This is a genomic window from Vibrio sp. V33_P6A3T137, assembly GCF_009904835.1.
In the GTDB taxonomy this organism is placed as follows: domain Bacteria; phylum Pseudomonadota; class Gammaproteobacteria; order Enterobacterales; family Vibrionaceae; genus Vibrio; species Vibrio metschnikovii.
Genome location: NZ_WXWK01000083.1, coordinates 54,729 through 71,321 on the forward strand (window position 1 = coordinate 54,729; position 16,593 = coordinate 71,321).

Annotated in this window: 15 protein-coding genes; 4 read left to right on the top strand and 11 right to left on the bottom strand. The window is 44.8% G+C overall.

The window, feature by feature from the left end:
* Positions 1-192 precede the first annotated feature (192 nt).
* Positions 193-582, top strand: a complete 390-nt coding sequence (locus CAG60_RS08325) for a DUF2750 domain-containing protein (protein WP_040904785.1) — start codon at positions 193-195, stop codon at positions 580-582.
* A gap of 110 nt (positions 583-692) precedes the next feature.
* On the opposite strand, the gene CAG60_RS08330 is transcribed toward CAG60_RS08325, so the two are convergent.
* Genes CAG60_RS08330 through sapA form a run of 5 tightly spaced genes read right to left on the bottom strand, consistent with a single transcriptional unit; the run spans position 693 to position 5,931 of the window.
* Positions 693-1,481, bottom strand: coding sequence for a peptide ABC transporter ATP-binding protein (locus tag CAG60_RS08330; protein ID WP_161438713.1), 789 nt, complete (start codon positions 1,479-1,481; stop codon positions 693-695).
* A gap of 2 nt (positions 1,482-1,483) precedes the next feature.
* Entirely contained in the window at positions 1,484-2,473 is a 990-nt protein-coding gene (locus CAG60_RS08335; RefSeq protein ID WP_004395112.1) for a peptide ABC transporter ATP-binding protein, read from the bottom strand.
* Entirely contained in the window at positions 2,473-3,360 is an 888-nt protein-coding gene (sapC, locus tag CAG60_RS08340; protein ID WP_161438714.1) for a putrescine export ABC transporter permease SapC, read from the bottom strand. Before sapC ends, CAG60_RS08335 begins: the two co-directional genes overlap by 1 nt.
* Positions 3,347-4,309, bottom strand: coding sequence for an ABC transporter permease (locus tag CAG60_RS08345; protein WP_154167957.1), 963 nt, complete (start codon positions 4,307-4,309; stop codon positions 3,347-3,349). The genes sapC and CAG60_RS08345 overlap by 14 nt, the downstream gene beginning before the upstream one ends.
* On the bottom strand, positions 4,309-5,931 hold the full coding sequence (gene sapA, locus CAG60_RS08350; RefSeq protein ID WP_161438715.1) for an ABC transporter substrate-binding protein SapA: 1,623 nt from the start codon (positions 5,929-5,931) through the stop codon (positions 4,309-4,311). Before sapA ends, CAG60_RS08345 begins: the two co-directional genes overlap by 1 nt.
* Before the next feature lie 304 nt (positions 5,932-6,235).
* On the opposite strand from sapA, the gene CAG60_RS08355 reads away from it, so the two are divergent.
* A complete protein-coding gene (locus CAG60_RS08355) occupies positions 6,236-6,793 on the top strand; it encodes a DNA-3-methyladenine glycosylase I (RefSeq protein WP_154167961.1) in 558 nt (185 codons plus the stop codon).
* 32 nt (positions 6,794-6,825) lie between these two features.
* Here the strand turns inward: CAG60_RS08355 and CAG60_RS08360 are convergent, their stop codons facing one another.
* Positions 6,826-8,022, bottom strand: coding sequence for a cystathionine beta-lyase (locus CAG60_RS08360; RefSeq protein ID WP_161438716.1), 1,197 nt, complete (start codon positions 8,020-8,022; stop codon positions 6,826-6,828).
* 32 nt (positions 8,023-8,054) lie between these two features.
* Entirely contained in the window at positions 8,055-9,509 is a 1,455-nt protein-coding gene (gene cls / locus CAG60_RS08365; protein WP_161426609.1) for a cardiolipin synthase, read from the bottom strand.
* A 344-nt stretch (positions 9,510-9,853) separates the two neighbouring features.
* Here cls and CAG60_RS08370 point away from each other — a divergent pair, with 344 nt between their 5' ends.
* Together CAG60_RS08370 and CAG60_RS08375 are read left to right on the top strand one after the other, a co-directional pair.
* A complete protein-coding gene (locus tag CAG60_RS08370; protein ID WP_161438717.1) occupies positions 9,854-11,188 on the top strand; it encodes a sodium-dependent transporter in 1,335 nt (444 codons plus the stop codon).
* A gap of 266 nt (positions 11,189-11,454) precedes the next feature.
* Complete coding sequence (locus tag CAG60_RS08375; RefSeq protein ID WP_161438718.1) at positions 11,455-12,153, top strand: TIGR01621 family pseudouridine synthase; 699 nt, start codon at positions 11,455-11,457, stop codon at positions 12,151-12,153.
* A 112-nt stretch (positions 12,154-12,265) separates the two neighbouring features.
* Here the strand turns inward: CAG60_RS08375 and CAG60_RS08380 are convergent, their stop codons facing one another.
* The 4 genes from CAG60_RS08380 to CAG60_RS08395 are packed head-to-tail and all read right to left on the bottom strand — an operon-like array spanning position 12,266 to position 16,354.
* On the bottom strand, positions 12,266-12,898 hold the full coding sequence (locus tag CAG60_RS08380; RefSeq protein ID WP_004395120.1) for a CDP-alcohol phosphatidyltransferase family protein: 633 nt from the start codon (positions 12,896-12,898) through the stop codon (positions 12,266-12,268).
* Positions 12,891-13,538, bottom strand: a complete 648-nt coding sequence (locus tag CAG60_RS08385; protein WP_154167971.1) for an ATP-binding cassette domain-containing protein — start codon at positions 13,536-13,538, stop codon at positions 12,891-12,893. Before CAG60_RS08385 ends, CAG60_RS08380 begins: the two co-directional genes overlap by 8 nt.
* A 3-nt stretch (positions 13,539-13,541) precedes the next feature.
* Positions 13,542-15,200 carry an ABC transporter permease gene (locus CAG60_RS08390; RefSeq protein WP_161438719.1) on the bottom strand — a complete coding sequence of 553 codons (1,659 nt, stop codon included), beginning with the start codon at positions 15,198-15,200 and terminating at the stop codon, positions 13,542-13,544.
* A gap of 8 nt (positions 15,201-15,208) precedes the next feature.
* Complete coding sequence (locus tag CAG60_RS08395; RefSeq protein ID WP_004395123.1) at positions 15,209-16,354, bottom strand: ABC transporter substrate-binding protein; 1,146 nt, start codon at positions 16,352-16,354, stop codon at positions 15,209-15,211.
* Positions 16,355-16,593: the final 239 nt, after the last annotated feature.

The window sequence follows — 16,593 nt, forward strand, 5'->3', positions numbered from 1 at the left end:
CAAACTCAGTGCGTAACATTAACTGAATGATTTTTCGTATAAATGATGCACGATATTCGTGCAGTGATAGCTCGGCTAAGGTGCAGCGGCAGCGATGAATATGAATGTGATGTTGTCGTGGCGGCGCAAACGGAGCTGGCGTAATGATTAAATTACGGTATGATCTTGGGCTTAAAAAAAGCGGAGAATATTATGTCTAATTCACTTAGCGCGGAGCAAATCGCGGCCGTCAATCAGTATGATTCTGAACAGCGTTTAACGTATTGCATTAAGCACATTGTTGCTAATCAGCAAGTCTGGATTTTAAAAGACCAAGATGGCTGTGTGATGCTCAATACTGAAGACGAAGAGTGTGTGCCCGTTTGGCCGCATCGTGAGCTAGCCGAGGCGTGGGCCACTGGCGAGTGGGCAGAGTGTGAAGCTCAGTCTATTCCTCTTAATCAATGGCGCAGTCGCTGGACTCCTGGATTGGCAGATGATGATCTTTCGGTTGTAGTTTGTCCGAATGAGAATGAAGAAGGGGTGGTCTTATTTCCCGATGAATTTGATAGGGAATTGAATAAGCAAAAATCCGCCCAATAAAGTGAGTTAGAGAACAAAGGCCCAATGATTTGGGCCTTTTGCTTATTCGAGTAGGCATTCAATCGTTGATCTTAACCGCTCAATGATACTTTATGTTACCGGCTAAGCCGTTACTTAAAGTTTGGTGCTTTTTGAAAATGGCTTTCAATCATCCGTTGAGTAATAGGATGCTGAGGATCAGCTAAGACTTGTAAAGTGTTACCTGACTCAACAACTTCACCTTCATGCATGACCATGATTTTATCCGTGATATGTTTAACAATGCCAATATGTTGCGAAACATAAATAAAAGACACGCCCATTTCTTCTTGTAACTCTAAGAAAAGGTTGATGATTTGTGATCGCATGGCCATGTCTAAACCGTTTAATGCTTCATCGGCAATGATCACCGAAGGTTGCAAAATCAGCGCCCGAGCCAAACAAACCCGCTGTTTTTGCCCAGTGGCTAACATTTGTGGATAAAAGTAAGCATGTTCTGGAAGCAGTCCTACGCGCAGCAAGGTGTCTCTCACACGATTCATCCGTGCTTCTGGTGTCATGCTGGTATTACGTTTCAGCGGGCCTTCTAAAATTCTACCTATTTGTAGGCGCGGATTGAGCGAGGTATTTGGATCTTGAAAAATCATCCGAATTAATTTGCAACGTGTACTGTAATCTTGATGCGCTAGAAGCTCGCCATTGACCAAAATGTCGCCGCAGGACGGCTCCACTACGCCCGCTAACATACGTGCAAGAGTCGATTTACCTGAGCCATTTTGACCGATAAAACCAATAGTCTGTCCAGCCTCTAAGCTAAAACTCACTGGCTTGACCGCATGGTGAATGGTTTTACGAAACAGACCAGAGCGATTCACAAAATCTTTGGATAACTGATGAACTTCTAGCAGTGAAGCACTCATGATTATGGCTCCATATTCAGTGGAAAATGACAAGCAAACTTATGGCTTTTAATGAATCGAGTGGCAGGCACTTCGACACATTGACGCTGAGCATAAGGACAACGAGGTCCTAAGCGACAGCCGATCGGGAGATGTTGCAATGGGGGAATGGAGCCTGGCAATGATTGCAGCTTCTGTTTGTGAGGTATCCAATCACTGAAATCGGGCATCGCTTTGAGAAGCGCAACGGTATAAGGGTGCTTAGGCTCAGTCATGATCTTAGGTGTATCAGCGGATTCCACGGATTGACCACAATACATAACAGTGATGCGTGTTGCCCATTGGGTAATGGTGGTTAAGTCATGGCCGACTAACAAAATAGAGGTATTATTGACTTGGTTCATCCGACTGAGTAAACGTAAAATTTGTGATTGAGTAATGGGGTCCAAGTCATTTGTTGGTTCATCGGCAATCAACAATTTCGGTTTTGCTGCAATCGCCATGGCGATCATCACTTTTTGGCATTCACCATCGGTTAGCTCATAAGGGTAGCTTGCCATGATTTTACGATGGTCTTTAATACCGACTTTATGCAGTAAAGCAATGGCTTGTTTTTTTCGCCAAGTAAAACGCTCCCACCAACGCCCTTCAAAGGTACGCGAGGGGATCGATTCAATCAACTGTTCACCGACTTTATCAGAGGGGTCAAGGCAGGTTGAGGGTTCTTGAAAAATCATGGCAATATCACGAGCAATGACTCGTCTGCGTTCACGGGGGGTCAGTTGGAGCAGATCAATATTGCCAAGACGCATCCTATCGGCAGTAATTCGCCAGTTATCTTTGCTCACCCCCACAATCGCTTTAGCGACTAAGCTTTTACCTGATCCAGACTCGCCAACTAAACCTCGAATCTCGCCTTCATTCATGGTTAAGCTCATACGGTCGACCGCTTTAACTAACCCTTGCGGCGTATCAATTTCAATCGTGAGATGGCGAATATCTAACAGCGGCATTATTCCACTCCTGCATTTAAGGCTTGACGGACGCCTTCACCGACTAAGTTAATCATCACCACAGTAAACATAATCGCGAGGCCGGGTAGCGTCACCGTCCAAGGTGCTAAGTAAATCAGCTCCACAGAATCACCGAGCATGGCTCCCCATTCGGTACTGGGTGACTGAGCGCCTAAACCTAAAAAACCGAGGGCTGAAATATCTAAAATCGCCACCGACAGCCCTAATGTGATCTCGGCGGCAATGACCGGTAGTACGTTAGGTAATATGGAATACCACAAGAGATAAATATCACTCGCTCCATCAAGGCGAGCGGCCAAAATATAATCTTTCTCTACCTCGTTATGTACTGCGATATAGACTGAGCGAACAAAACGCGGGATCAGGGCTAAGCCGATAGCCAATAAGACATTAAATTCGCCTGGCCCTAAGAAAGCGACGAAGATTATTGCCAGTAGCAAGGACGGGATGGACATGACCGTATCTAATAAATGATTGAGGGTGCTTGAGAGCAGCCCTTTAGTCATGCCCGCTAAAATACCAATTAAACATCCGATGAGCGCTGCGATAAAGGTGATCAATAATGCAGAACCCAAGGTTGAGCGAGATCCATCAATCAGACGAGATAAAATATCACGCCCGAAATCATCAGTGCCTAAAAAGAATTTGACGGTCCCGCTAGGATCCCAAGATGGCGGCATTAATAATTCTCCTGACTGACTATGAGGATCGTGCGGTGTTATCCAATAAGAAGTCAGCGTGAGAAAAAGAACGATTAATAAACACCATAACCCAAACATAGCGAGATTATTGGCTTTAAAACTCCGCCAAAAACGCTCAAATTGGGTCGGGATGTGCTCTTCTTGGTAAATACTATTTGTTAGCATACCACTCTTTCCTTATCAGAGGGTTGACGAGAGTTCCGACGAGGTCTGATAAAATATTGGCGGTTAATACCAATACACCAATCACAATTACCCCTGCTTGCATAGATACGTAATCCTTGTTGGAGAGCGCTTCCAGCAGCCAGCGGCCGATGCCAGGCCAGTTAAAAATCGATTCGGTAATGATCGCCAGCGTCAGCATACTGGAGAGTTCAAAACCAAATTTAGGGATAATTGGTGGAATCGCGTTAGGCAGAACATGTTGGGTAATGATCCGATAATACGATAGCCCCTTAATACGAGCGGCACGAATATAGTTCTGAGCCATCACATCAGAGACAGATGCACGCATTAATCCGATCACTTGCGTGGTTGGCGCTAGAGCCAGCACTAAGCAAGGTAAAATCATATGCTCAATCACACTTTGTAGTGCATAGTGGCGATCCGGCCCTTGCGCAAGAAAGGCATCTATTAATGCAAAGCCAGTTATGGGTTGGATTTGATAAAGTAAATCATAACGTCCGGCAACAGGCAGTGCTTCATAATTGAGTGAGAATAACATGATCATCATCAGCGCGACCCAAAAAATCGGAGCCGAATAACCAGAGATTGAGGTAAAAGAAATTGCCGTATCCACCCATTTTCCTTGCTTCATACCAGCAATGGTTCCAACGGGAATTCCAATCACAAGCGCTAGGGTAAAAGCAATTAAACACAGTTCTAAGGTGGCTGGAAATACGAGCAATAGTTCGTCTATGATCGGCGTGCCATTTTTATTGACGCCAAAATTTAAACGAGCCAGTTCTTGCACATAAGACCACCAGCCTAGCCAGTAATTATCTTGTATCGCATGAGAGCTCGGATCTAATCTGAGTAAGCTATAACCGACTAAGGTTAAAATAAATAAAGTTACCACAAAGAGGTTAAAGCGACGAAACGTATAGTTAAACATTATTCACTTATCCTCTCGATGGTATTGAAAGGTTGCACATTAAATGGACTCAGTTGAAAACCCGATAGTGATGTCGTGTACGCTTTAAATTGTTTGCCATGCGCTAAAGGAATAATTGGAAACTCTTGATTCAGTATATTTTGTGCTTGGGTGTAGAGGTTAAGCCTATAGCGTGGTCGTTCGACTTCTCTTGCTAGATCAAGTAGGAAATCAAAGTCATCATTGCACCACATGGCGACATTAAGACCTGCCCGATTCGCACTACAAGAAAGTAAAGGACGTAAGAAATTGTCCGGATCGCTTGTGTGTCCAATCCAACCTGTCAGCAGTAAATCGACTTCTGTACGTTGTGGCAGTTCACCTCGTTGTAGGCGATCTTCAGCCACCAAGTGCAGTGTAATACCAACCTCGGCCAACTGAGTCTGGATTAATTCTGCGGTTTTTCTTGGACTAGGATTATAAGCCCGAGGTTCATTTGGAACCGACATGGTGAGCTCTAATCCTGAGGTAACGCCAGCTTCACGTAATAGAGCGAGCGCATAGTTACGATCATAGCGAATTTGTACCGTATCTTTTTGATAAGCCCATGAGCTTGGCGGTAGTAGGTTATAGGCGATGCTGCCGGTACCGTAGTACACCGAATCTAAGATATTTTGTCGATTGATCGCAAAATTAAGCGCTTTACGTACCCGAACATCATTCAGCGCTGGATGTGAGGTATTCACTGCAATAAAAGCAATATTCATCGCCGGCTTCGATTTGAGAGTGAGGTGTGGCTGATTTTCGATGATTGGCAGTTGACTGGCGATCGGTGACGTTAACACATCACATTCGTGACGCAGTAACTTAGCCAGCGTTCCGGTACCGCGTTGGGAGATATCAAACACCACTTGCTGCATTTTCGCCGGTCCATTCCAATAGTGTGGATGGCGACGTAAACGAATCAGATCAAGAGGTTGATACTCATCCAAATAGAACGGCCCAGTACCGACAGGATGGGTATCAATATTCGCTAATTGATTACTGGCTTGCAGTTGTTGTGCATATTCCGCCGAGATGATGACCGCGTGCGCTGTAGAGATATTGGCTAAAAAAGTATTATCTGGTCGAGTCAGAGTAAACTTTACCGTATTAGCATCTAACGCCTCGACCTCTTTGAGAGTATTCGTGATGTTTAAGCTCGTAAACCAAGGATAACTTGCATTATTGATGCTATGAAATGGATGCGTAGGATCGATGATACGTTTGAAACTAAAGACCACGTCTTCTGCATTCAGTGCACGGGTTGGAGTAAACCAGCGTGTGGTTTGAAACTCAACGCCGGAACGCAGGGTAAAAATATACTCGGTGCCTTGATTAGTCGCATACCACTCACTGGCTAAGCCAGGTTGAACAAAATGAGAATCAGGATCGATGGTGAGCAAGCTATTATACAATTGTGGACTTAAAGCTTCGGAAGTGATGCCACTATCAACCAACTGAGGGTTAAATGTACTAGGACTACCTTGTCCACAATAGACAAATCCAGATTGGCGGATTTGATGATGTTCGATACTTTCACCACATCCAATTAGCAACATTAGGCCAGATAAGCCTATGGTGTATCGTAATAAACTATTCATAATAGAAGTGCGCATGTGAGCAACGAGGCTAAGCAATATCCCTTTATTCTACTTGAAGTTGTCGTACTATCATACCCAAGTAAAGCGAAGAGCCTCTTTTCTGTGAAAATTGCTGGGTTAGCGAAGAACGCTACAGTATTCGATATTAATCTTGAGCAATCGGCATCGATGTTAAGCGCTAATAACATCATCGTGAAGGTTCATCACTCCTGTAGATTTGATTGCTTTTCGGTATCGGTCATCACAGTATAGCGGAATAATTTTATCCTTTGAGCTAAACCAAACATTCAACGAGTAGGTAACAATGACGAGTAATTTAACCTGTCCATGGGCACTAAAGCATCCTCTTGAGCGTGAATATCACGATACGGAATGGGGCAGGCCAGTCTATCTGGATCGGGTTTTGTTTGAATTTATCACTTTAGAAGGCGCTCAGGCTGGGCTTAGTTGGTTAACGGTATTAAAAAAACGTCAGGCTTATCGACAAGCGTTTGCCAATTACGACTTGAGCGTGTTAGCTCAATACGATGATGCTGATGTTGAATCGATCATGAGCCAGTTTGATGTGATTAAACATCGTGGAAAAATAGCGTCGGTGTTTACTAATGCTCGTGCTGCGATAGCGATACAGAAAGAATGTGGGTCATTGAGCGATAAATTATGGTCTTTTGTTGGCGGAGAGCCGAAGATCAACCACTGGCAAAGCGCAGATCAAGTTCCGGCTTACAGTGAGGAGTCGAGTGCAATGAGCCACTATTTAAAGCAACACGGGTTTAAATTTGTCGGACCGACGACGTGCTATGCTTTTATGCAAGCGGTAGGTATGGTTAATGATCACCTTTTGAATTGCCCATGCCGATAACTAAAATGTTCAGTTATCGGCAAAACAAGCGTTCAGCAACGAGAGTCCAATACGGTTTGATAGCGTGCAAACCCTTGTTCAAGATCAGCAATTAAATCTTCTACCGCTTCTAAGCCAATATGTAAACGAATTAAAGTCCCGTCAAAATTGGGTCGAGAGACACTTCGTAACTGGGTAAAGCTTTTCGGTTCATTCGCTAAAATTAAGCTTTCAAATCCCCCCCAAGAATAACCCATACTAAAATGTTGCATACCATTGAGCAGAGCGGTGGTTGCACGTGGATAGCTGGTTTTAAGAACAAACGAGAAAAGTCCGTTGCCACCAGTGAAATCACGTTGGAAAAATTCGTGTCCTGGACAACTGGCGAATGCCGGATGGCGAACCTCATCCACTAAAGGATGAGTGGCTAACCAATTGGCCACCGCAAGGGCATTTTGTTGATGTTGCTGTAAACGGACCGCTAAGGTTCTTAATCCACGAAGACCTAAATAAGCATCATCAGGTGAAATGCATTGGCCCATTAAATAGCTATTTTCACGTAATTGGTCCCAATATTCCGCTTTAGCAACGGCAGTACCAAGCATCACATCGGAGTGGCCTACAATGTATTTGGTCGCCGCTTGAATCGATATGTCAACACCATGTTGTAACGCCGCAAACTGAATACCCGCAGCCCACGTGTTGTCCATCATCACAATGATATTATGTTGATGAGCTATGCGAGCCAAGGTGGGAATATCTTGAACTTCCATGGTGATAGAGCCAGGTGACTCGGTAAATAAAATCTTGGTATTAGGCTGGATAAGAGCGCTGATCCCTTCACCAATCATCGGGTCATAATACGTCGTTTCAACCCCAAATTTTTTGAGTATGGTGTTACAAAAATCACGCGTTGGTTCATAACAGGTATCGACCATTAATAAGTGATCGCCGGATTGAACAAAGGCCAGAATTGCGTTACTGATCGCCGCAGCACCGCAAGGGTAGAGGGCGCAACCTGCACCGTCTTCTAATTCACTCATCGCTTCTTGAAAGGCGAAATGAGTGGTAGTTCCTCGGCGACCATAAAAAAGAGTCTTATTGGATCGATTCACCGTCGCGTGATGCTTATCGGCAACCGTATCAAAAACAATGGTTGATGCGCGTTGAACCGGAGGGTTGACACTACCTTGTGTCCATTTTTTATCTCGACCAGCAGTGATCAATTGAGTCTTTTTATTGTGTGACATGTCAGAGTCCTTGTCTAAAGTTTCCTAGTCGATTACAGAAGAGGATTGAACAGATAAAATACCCGCTCTAAAAAGCGATGACCTAAGGATCGCTTCTCCCACTCACTGGCTTGGACGGCTTGAGATTGGTCGATGTAACTTTGTTGTTGCCAATACAATTGCTGAGTGAACTCTTGATCATCAACGGCTAGCGTGACTTCAAAATTAAGCCATAAGCTGCGCATATCAAGATTAACGGTGCCGACTAAACAGAATTTTTGGTCAATAACAACCGATTTAGTATGCAGTAATCCACCATGAAATTCATAAATAGTGACGCCTGCTGCAAGCAATTCTTCGTAAAATGAACGAGAGGCCCATTGCACCATTATTGAGTCATTTTTTTGCGGAATAATCAATTCAACCGTGATCCCACGTTGTGCCGTCATTTTTAACGTGGCCAATAAATCAGCACTTGGCACAAAGTAAGGCGTGGTAATCCGTACGGATTGATTGGCTTGATGCATAGCAAGAATCAGTACTTGTAAGATCAAGTGCTCTGGCATTCCCGGTCCGGATGGCACGACTTGTATCGGGTGTTGGGGTTGGCTTGTATCGAGTTGGCATTCTGGAATATTAGGCAACATCCGCGACCCAGTTTCTACCTCCCAATCCCAACAATGGATAGCCGAGAGGACATTAACGGTAGGCCCAGTGATACGTACCATAATATCAATCCATTGCCCTACGCCGGAGTCTTGCTTGAAAAACGCAGGGTCGACCATGTTCATTGAGCCAGTGTAAGCAATGCTATCATCGATAACGATAATTTTACGGTGCTGACGAAGATCTAAACGGCGAAATAGCATCCGCCAAGGACTGACTTGCAACGCTTCAACGACATGAATGCCAGAACTGCGCATTAATTTGTACCAATGACTACGGAAAAATTTCGGGCTTCCTGCGGAGTCGAGCAATAGTTTTACATCGACGCCGCGTTTAGCCGCCTGAATTAAAGCCGAGCCAACGGCATCAGCCAGACCGCCGGGATACCAGATATAAAACTCCATGCGAATATTATGTTGTGCTTTTTCGATATCAGCGATGATCGAATGGAGGATTTCATTAGGCGAGTTTTGCAGTGAGAGTGTATTGCCGCTTAACGCCGGAATTCCCATGCGACGGTTGCACAGCTCATCAATTTTATAAATATGAGCGCCCATGGTTTCAGGCATATGCGCTTGGCAATCATTGAGCGAACGAAACCATTCACCAAACGGTTTAAACATCTCTTTTGCTCGTTCGGCTCTGGTTCGGCCAAGGTTCAGCTCCCCGAACATGAAGTAACAGATCACGCCGACAATAGGAATGATGTAAATGATCATTAACCAAGCGAGAGAGACGCTCATGGCCTTACGTTTAAGAACAACGCGCAGAGTGACCCCGGCGACCAGTAGCCAATAAATCACGATGCTTGCTAACGTTAAAAAGTGATAAATCTTATCCATATACTCACGGTATTGATTGTTGTCTATGTGGATAGTAAAGGGAAAGCGTCAGAGAAGGAAGGATTGAAAGGTGATATGAAACAGAACTGTACAAAAAAGTGATCGTTAAAAGAAGAATGCGGTGGAGGAACCTAAGATGAACAATTGGTCGAACAAAAAAGCACCAAACAGACAAAAGAGGCTTTATCTTGGTGTTTATTTAGAGCGTTCGGACTTCCAATTTTATAATTAAACTGTTTTACTTGCTATATCCACGTTGATAGTCGTGCTTTGTTTTGGTGTATATTTTTTTGTACACACTAAGGGCGGTTAGCGCGTTTACAATAACATGATGGTATCTATTTATGGCGAGTAGTTCTCGAGGCCAATTCACCTCCCGATTTGGTTTTATTATGGCAGCAGCAGGTTCTGCAGTCGGTTTGGGTAATGTTTGGGGGTTTCCGACTCAAGCTGCGAGTAACGGCGGTGCGGTTTTTTTAATCGTCTATTTACTGATGGTGTTTTTATTGGCGTTTCCTATGCTGGTGGCCGAATTGACCGTAGGGCGTTATGGGCAATCTAACCCGATACGCTCGTTTCGTTCGGTATGGCCAAAAGGCAAGTTCGGTGCCATCTTACTTGGCGTTATCGGCATGGTCGTCGTCTCTTTAATTCTCAGTTTTTACGCGATTGTTGCTGGTTGGTTATTAGGGTCATTATTTGGCAGCAGTTTAGAATTGGTAGGCATAGAGAGTGCTAGCCAATGGTTAACCACTTTTAGTACCGAACGTAACTTAATTCTGATGATGGCTTTTATGGCTCTGACCATGTTTGTGGTCAGTAATGGCGTCGCAAATGGGATTGAAAAGTGGTCGACTCGTCTGATGCCTCTGCTATTTATCCTATTTGGTTTATTGACGGTGTATATTTTCACTCAGCCAGGCGCATGGGATGGGTTAACCATGTACTTAGTACCCGATTTCAGTCATCTGACACCGCAACTGATTGTCAGTGCGATGGGGCAAGCGTTCTTTTCTCTCTCATTGGGTGTGTGTGTGATGACCACTTATGGCTCTTATCTGAAGAAAGAGACCAACATCCCTAAAACGGCCGCTCAGGTAGCACTGATTGATACTGGTGTTGCTTTTATTGCTGGTTTGATGATCTTACCTGCGATGTTTGTGGCTAAACATAATGGCGTAGAAATTTTTTCTGCCTCGGGTGAGTTACTCAATTCAGATACCTTGGTGTTTACGGTTTTACCTGCCATGTTTGATACCATGGGCACCGTCGGGACATTAATCGGTTTAGTGTTCTTCTTATTGATGGTCATTGCTGCCCTGACTTCATCAATATCCATGCTTGAAGTGCCCGTGGCGTGTGCCACTGAAGAGTTGCAGCAGAGCCGCCGCTCGGCGGTGTTGTGGATTGGCGGTTTAGTTACGTTGTTTTCAGTGGTGATTGTCTTTAATTTCTCGGCCTTATTTGGTCTGGTGATTCAGTTTACTACCGTTTATTCACAACCAATTATTGCTCTCTTGATCACTTTAATGGTCGGGTGGATTTGGCATCGTAATCACATTCTCAATGAGTTAAAGCAAGGTTATCCAGAAATAGAACAAAGCTGGTTTTGGAAAATTTGGCCTACGTATGTGCGTATCGTCTGTCCTGTGTTGATGTTATTGGTCTTTTTTGCCTAATTAACCTGCTTAATTTTCGCCCTAAACACCGTCTGCCATGACGGTGTTTGCGTTTACGGGGCATTGAATAAGTGATTATGAACTTTCAGCATTTGCTGACGTCTAGCTACTACTCCACTTTGTTCGCAATAGAAGCCTTCGGTTTCGCTTATTAACTAAACCTAGGTGAAACTTAGCCGTTGCTTTATGATCCTCGGTCTCAATTTATTATTTATCTACAGTCTGAAGTCGCCGTAGGTGAATATCGTTTTTATTCGGAAAATACCATGTTTGATATAGTTGTGAAGCATACGGATTTTTTAGTCGTTAATAAACACCCTAATGTTTCTGTTCATAAAGATGATGGGGAGACGATGTTGCTGCATGAAGTCGGGCAGCAAAGTGGCGATACACAACTGTATTTGGTGCATCGCTTAGATAAAATGACCTCTGGTTTGCTACTGCTCGCCCGCAATGCAGCGGCAGCCAGTGAATTGTCGCAGGCTTTTGCTAAGCGAAAGGTTGAGAAATATTATCTCGCGATAGGTGCCAAAAAACCGAAGAAGAAACAAGGGTTGATCAGTGGTGATATGCAACGTTCACGTCGAGCCAGTTGGAAACTCGTACCAACTTATGATAACCCAGCCATCACACAATTTTTCTCTTTACCGGCTGAGCCAGGCGAGCGGCTGTTTTTATGTAAACCGCACACTGGCAAAACCCACCAAATTCGAGTAGCACTCAAATCGATAGGCTCGCCTATCGTCGGTGATCCTATTTATTTGCCGACTAGCCAAGCGGATCGTGGGTATCTGCATGCTTTTGCTTTGCGTTTTTCTTTTCAGGGCACACACTTTGAGTTTGTTTGTGATCCAAGAAATGCCCCTCTGTTGGGCGAAAAATGGTCTTCGCCTATGGTTAGTCAAGGTATTGATAACTGGATTAAACCTTGGAATATCCTCTGGCCTGAGATCAAAGCTCGCTAAGCGAAGTGTTGTGATTAGCCGCTATATTAACCGTTGAATAGTGTCGTTCTATTTCGACCAAAACGGATTACCCATTGGTGACGCTGTCACCAATGGGTTGTGTCGGAACGTCTTAATGTGAGTTATTGGTTTTCTCTAATGTTGATAGTGTATGAAAACCAGAATAGAGCCGTGTTCCAGTCGTTATCCAACAAGCCGCTGCGAACAGATAGGCAATCAGTGAAAAATAGTCAGGAAAGAGACAAAATAGAACCAAACAAACGATGGTTTCTGTCCCTTCGGTTAATCCACTCATATAATACAAAGACTTATGCTGATAAACAGGGTTGATGATCCCGTGCTTGCTGGCCATGACGGCAAAAGCGAGAAAACTGCACCCAGTACCAATGAACGAAAAAATCAAAAAAGCGCCCGCAATGCTGTTGGCTTCTGGATTCGCGAGAATAAAACCAAAAGGGATTAACGAATAAAACAGAAAATCTAAGCTAATATCGAGAAATCCGCCTGCATCAGTGAGTCCTTGAATTCGCGCTAATGCTCCATCCAGCCCATCACAAAGTCGGTTAGCGAGGATCAGCCATAAAGCCAAAGTATACTGCTCTAATAATAACGCTGGAAAAGCCAAACACCCCAAAGCAAAACCGAAGAGTGTCACCTGATTTGCGGTCACGTTGAGTTCATCCAATTGTTCTGCCGCATAGGATAAGGGGCGGCGAATAACCGGGATAATGTAGCGATCAAGCATTGAGTTGCTCCTCAGGCCATTGGATTACACGATCACAGTGAAGCACATCTTCTTCATCATGAGTGACCATTAAGGTTGGAATTTGCGAGGCTTTTAACTGTTCAAATACCCACTGGCGAAATTGTATCCGTAATGTTTTATCTAATTTACTGAATGGTTCATCAAGTAGCGCTAGGCGAGGTTGAGCGAGCAGCATACGCAGCAAACTGACTCTGGCTCTTTGTCCACCCGACAGTTGGTCTGGGAAAGACTCCGCTAACGCGAGTAATGATACGTTCTCTAAAGCTTGTTGCGCTTGTCGTTTGCGATGTTGGCCTTTGACTGCATTGGGTAAGGCAAAGGCTAAATTTTCCCACACATTCAGATGCGGAAATAGCAAATCATCTTGGAACAATAAACCAATTTGGCGTTGATGTGGGCGCAGCGTCGTTAGATCTTGTTGATTGAATGTCATCTCTCCACGATAACGAAAATCGGTGGGTAAATGTCCGGCAATAACATTGAGTAAGGTCGACTTACCACAGCCGCTTGGCCCCATTAGGCTGACGATCTCACCTCGATGAATGGTTAAATCAAAATGGCTTAGCAGTGGCTGGCCATCTGGCTTATATAGGGTAAGGTTTTTGAGATAAAAACTCATTAGTTAACGGCTTCTTGTTAAAGATTGAGGCTGAAAGGCGCGACTAAGAATAATCGCAAGCAAGAAAAAAATGAACGGTAACACGGCTTGCCAAAGGGCATAAATAGCCATTACCCGGCGATCAAAACCACTGGATAGTGTCACCGCTTCGGTAGTAATGGTGGCGAATCGACCGCCCCCAAGCATCAGAGTGGGTAAATACTGCGCTAAACTCACACTGCTCCCTATTGCCCAAGCGTAGAGCATAGCCGGTCTCAATAGCGGGGCTTTAACTCTGCAAAAGATAGACCAATCACTTTTACCTAAACTGGCGGCGATTTTATGGTAGTCAGTAGGGTAGCTTTTCCATGCCCCATCAAGCGCAAGATACACCAGCGGAAAAGCAAAGAAGAGATGCCCCCAAATGACCCATAAGACATAGTTTGAGCCTTCGATCAGCAAGGTGAGAATTTGTACGCCAAACAATAAAGAGAGCGCAGGGACTAGCATTGGCATGACGATCAAATAGGTCGGTACTGAGCGAGGCGAAGCTTGACGATATTCATGAGTGAGGACAGCAAAAAGCAATGCTAGGCTACCACTGACCAGCGCTAAACCAACACTTTGATAGAGGGCAGGTAGCATTGTCGGCCATTCAGCTAGCCAAAATCGCCAACTGTATTCGCTGGGCCACAACTCAGGAAAACGCCAACGCTGAGCAATGCTCCATAGCATCATAAGAGGGAAAATACTCAAAGAAATAAAGCACACTAAACAGAGTAAGCTTTTTCCTGGTAAGAATAAGGCGTAACGGCCCGACCACATCCATTGACGGCATAAACCCAAGAGAATGCGCTCGATGAGCAACACCGATAGCAGCATGATACTTGCTAATCCTAAGAGCAGTAATGCGCCAGCGGCGGCGCGGGGAATTTGCTGCAGATCGGCATCACTGAACCATTGCCAGACTAAGACGGCGAAGGTCGGAGGGGTATTCGGACCTAAAATTAGACTGAGATCGACCACCGAAATACCGTAGCTAGTGACAGCAAATAAGGCAAACCGCATTTTAGATAGCCATTGTGGCAAAACTAACTTAAACCAAGCTTGACGAGGTGAGTAGCCGAGGGAGGCTGCAACGGTGAGTAAGGACGGAATGCGTAACTGTTGTACCACCGAGAGGCTCATCAAGAGCAGAAAAGGAACTTCTTTTAATGCTAAGGCGATAGTGAGTCCCAATGCGTAGGGATCTTGAACTAGCCAAGTAGCGCCTTGAGTAGAAGGTTGATAACCCGACATGGCATGGACCAAACGCGAAACCATTCCTGTCGGTGCAAATAGGAAGGCAAAGCCAATCGCAAAAGCCACGTGAGGAAGAGCAAGCAGCGCGGATAACGCATGTTCAACCCTTCGCCAATATGGAGAGTGCCAAAGCGAGGCTAAAATAGCAAAACTGATCGCTAAGGCAAGGTAGGTACTCAATAGGGTTGAGCTAAGCGAGAGCAGCAATGAACGTTCAATACCGGTCCATTGCCAAACTTGCTGAAAAGCCTCAACGCCAACACTATTCAATCGTACGGCAGGGATATAACCCAACGCAGAGCTGACGATACCGAGCACTCCAGGAATGATCGGCGCAACGCAAATCAGCAGTACGCCCCAATAAGCCAATCGTAATCGCATAGTAATCGTTATTGACGATGACCGTAACGACGCTGCCACTCTTCCCCTAACGCGGTTTGCCAACTGGGATGAGGTTCGTCTATTGAAGGATACAATTTCGAACGGCTGGCAGAGCCGCTAAGGTGCTGCCTTTGGATCACGGCAGGGTCACCCCAAATGGCTAAATCCCCTTTACGAGATTGGGCTTCTGGGCTGAGTAAAAAGTTGATTGTCACTAAAGCCCCCGCTTTGGCATTGGCATTCCAAGGGATGGCTAAAAAATGAATATTGGTTAAAGCGCCGTTTTGCATCGCGTAACTTTGTGTACTTTTCGACAGCTTACCCGCAGCCTGAGCGGCAAAAACAGCATTAGGATTAAAAGTAATCGCAAGATCAATTTGTCCATCATCCAGTAATTGGAGCATTTCTGATGAGCCAGATGGAAATTGTCGCCCTGATCGCCAAGCGACGGTGTGCAGTTGATCCAAATAATCCCATAACGGTTTAGTGATGATAGGGAAAGACGCGTGATCAACCGGTAAACCTAATGCAGCATTGTTCGCGGTTAATTCAATCAATAATGCTTTAAGAAAACTGGCACCATGAAATTCAGGTGGGCGAGGGTAAGTAATCCGGTTAGGGTATACCTTGGCATAACTGAGCAACTCTGCGAAAGATTGTGGGGGATTATTGAGCTTTTGGTGGTCGTGAATAAACACTAACTGACCGACTCCCCAAGGGGCTTCTAACCCTTCCGTTGGTTCAGCAAAATCACGATCGACCGGAAGTGATGAGTCGACGATTGCCCAGTTGGGTAGCATGTCAACGATTGGGCCGTATAATAATCCATTATCTTTCATCGACTTGAAATTAGCACCATTGATCCACACCATGTCAACACTACCAGCATCGTGACGGCCTGCGGCTTTCTCTGCGACTAGTCGGCTGGCCGTTTCGGCAATATCAGATACCTTCACATGCACTAAATTGATGTCGTGCTGTTGTTTGAGTTGTACAGCCGCCCAACGTAAGTAGTTGTTAACTTCTTGACTGCCACCCCAAGCATGGAAATAGACCGTCTCTCCCCGAGCTTGTTGAGTGATGTCTTGCCAAGATTGAGCGTGAAGCGCAAACGACAGTAAACTTGCGCAAAGTAGAGCTAGCCAATTTTTCATTATTATCCTTAATCTCTTTTTCTACTGAGGTTGACAGTGCTATCGGCAATGCGGAGTCATTTTGCTGCAATAACTCGCTGTCCTCGCCCTTTATCGAACCGCCATATCGATCCATTATGAAGGAAAATCATTAAATAAGTTAATCTTCTGTGTAACAAAATTGGCTTAATAAAAAAAGACAGCAAAAAGCTGTCTTTTTTTATTACTCACTGTGAACATGAAAAACCGATGGCTTTTAC

Coding starts and splice junctions, on each gene's coding strand:
- CAG60_RS08325 (WP_040904785.1), top strand. CDS start 193: ATGTCTAATTCACTTAGCGCGGAGCAAATCGCGGCCGTCAATCAGTAT.
- CAG60_RS08330 (WP_161438713.1), bottom strand. CDS start 1,481: ATGAGTGCTTCACTGCTAGAAGTTCATCAGTTATCCAAAGATTTTGTG.
- CAG60_RS08335 (WP_004395112.1), bottom strand. CDS start 2,473: ATGCCGCTGTTAGATATTCGCCATCTCACGATTGAAATTGATACGCCG.
- sapC (WP_161438714.1), bottom strand. CDS start 3,360: ATGCTAACAAATAGTATTTACCAAGAAGAGCACATCCCGACCCAATTT.
- CAG60_RS08345 (WP_154167957.1), bottom strand. CDS start 4,309: ATGTTTAACTATACGTTTCGTCGCTTTAACCTCTTTGTGGTAACTTTA.
- sapA (WP_161438715.1), bottom strand. CDS start 5,931: ATGAATAGTTTATTACGATACACCATAGGCTTATCTGGCCTAATGTTG.
- CAG60_RS08355 (WP_154167961.1), top strand. CDS start 6,236: ATGACGAGTAATTTAACCTGTCCATGGGCACTAAAGCATCCTCTTGAG.
- CAG60_RS08360 (WP_161438716.1), bottom strand. CDS start 8,022: ATGTCACACAATAAAAAGACTCAATTGATCACTGCTGGTCGAGATAAA.
- cls (WP_161426609.1), bottom strand. CDS start 9,509: ATGGATAAGATTTATCACTTTTTAACGTTAGCAAGCATCGTGATTTAT.
- CAG60_RS08370 (WP_161438717.1), top strand. CDS start 9,854: ATGGCGAGTAGTTCTCGAGGCCAATTCACCTCCCGATTTGGTTTTATT.
- CAG60_RS08375 (WP_161438718.1), top strand. CDS start 11,455: ATGTTTGATATAGTTGTGAAGCATACGGATTTTTTAGTCGTTAATAAA.
- CAG60_RS08380 (WP_004395120.1), bottom strand. CDS start 12,898: ATGCTTGATCGCTACATTATCCCGGTTATTCGCCGCCCCTTATCCTAT.
- CAG60_RS08385 (WP_154167971.1), bottom strand. CDS start 13,538: ATGAGTTTTTATCTCAAAAACCTTACCCTATATAAGCCAGATGGCCAG.
- CAG60_RS08390 (WP_161438719.1), bottom strand. CDS start 15,200: ATGCGATTACGATTGGCTTATTGGGGCGTACTGCTGATTTGCGTTGCG.
- CAG60_RS08395 (WP_004395123.1), bottom strand. CDS start 16,354: ATGAAAAATTGGCTAGCTCTACTTTGCGCAAGTTTACTGTCGTTTGCG.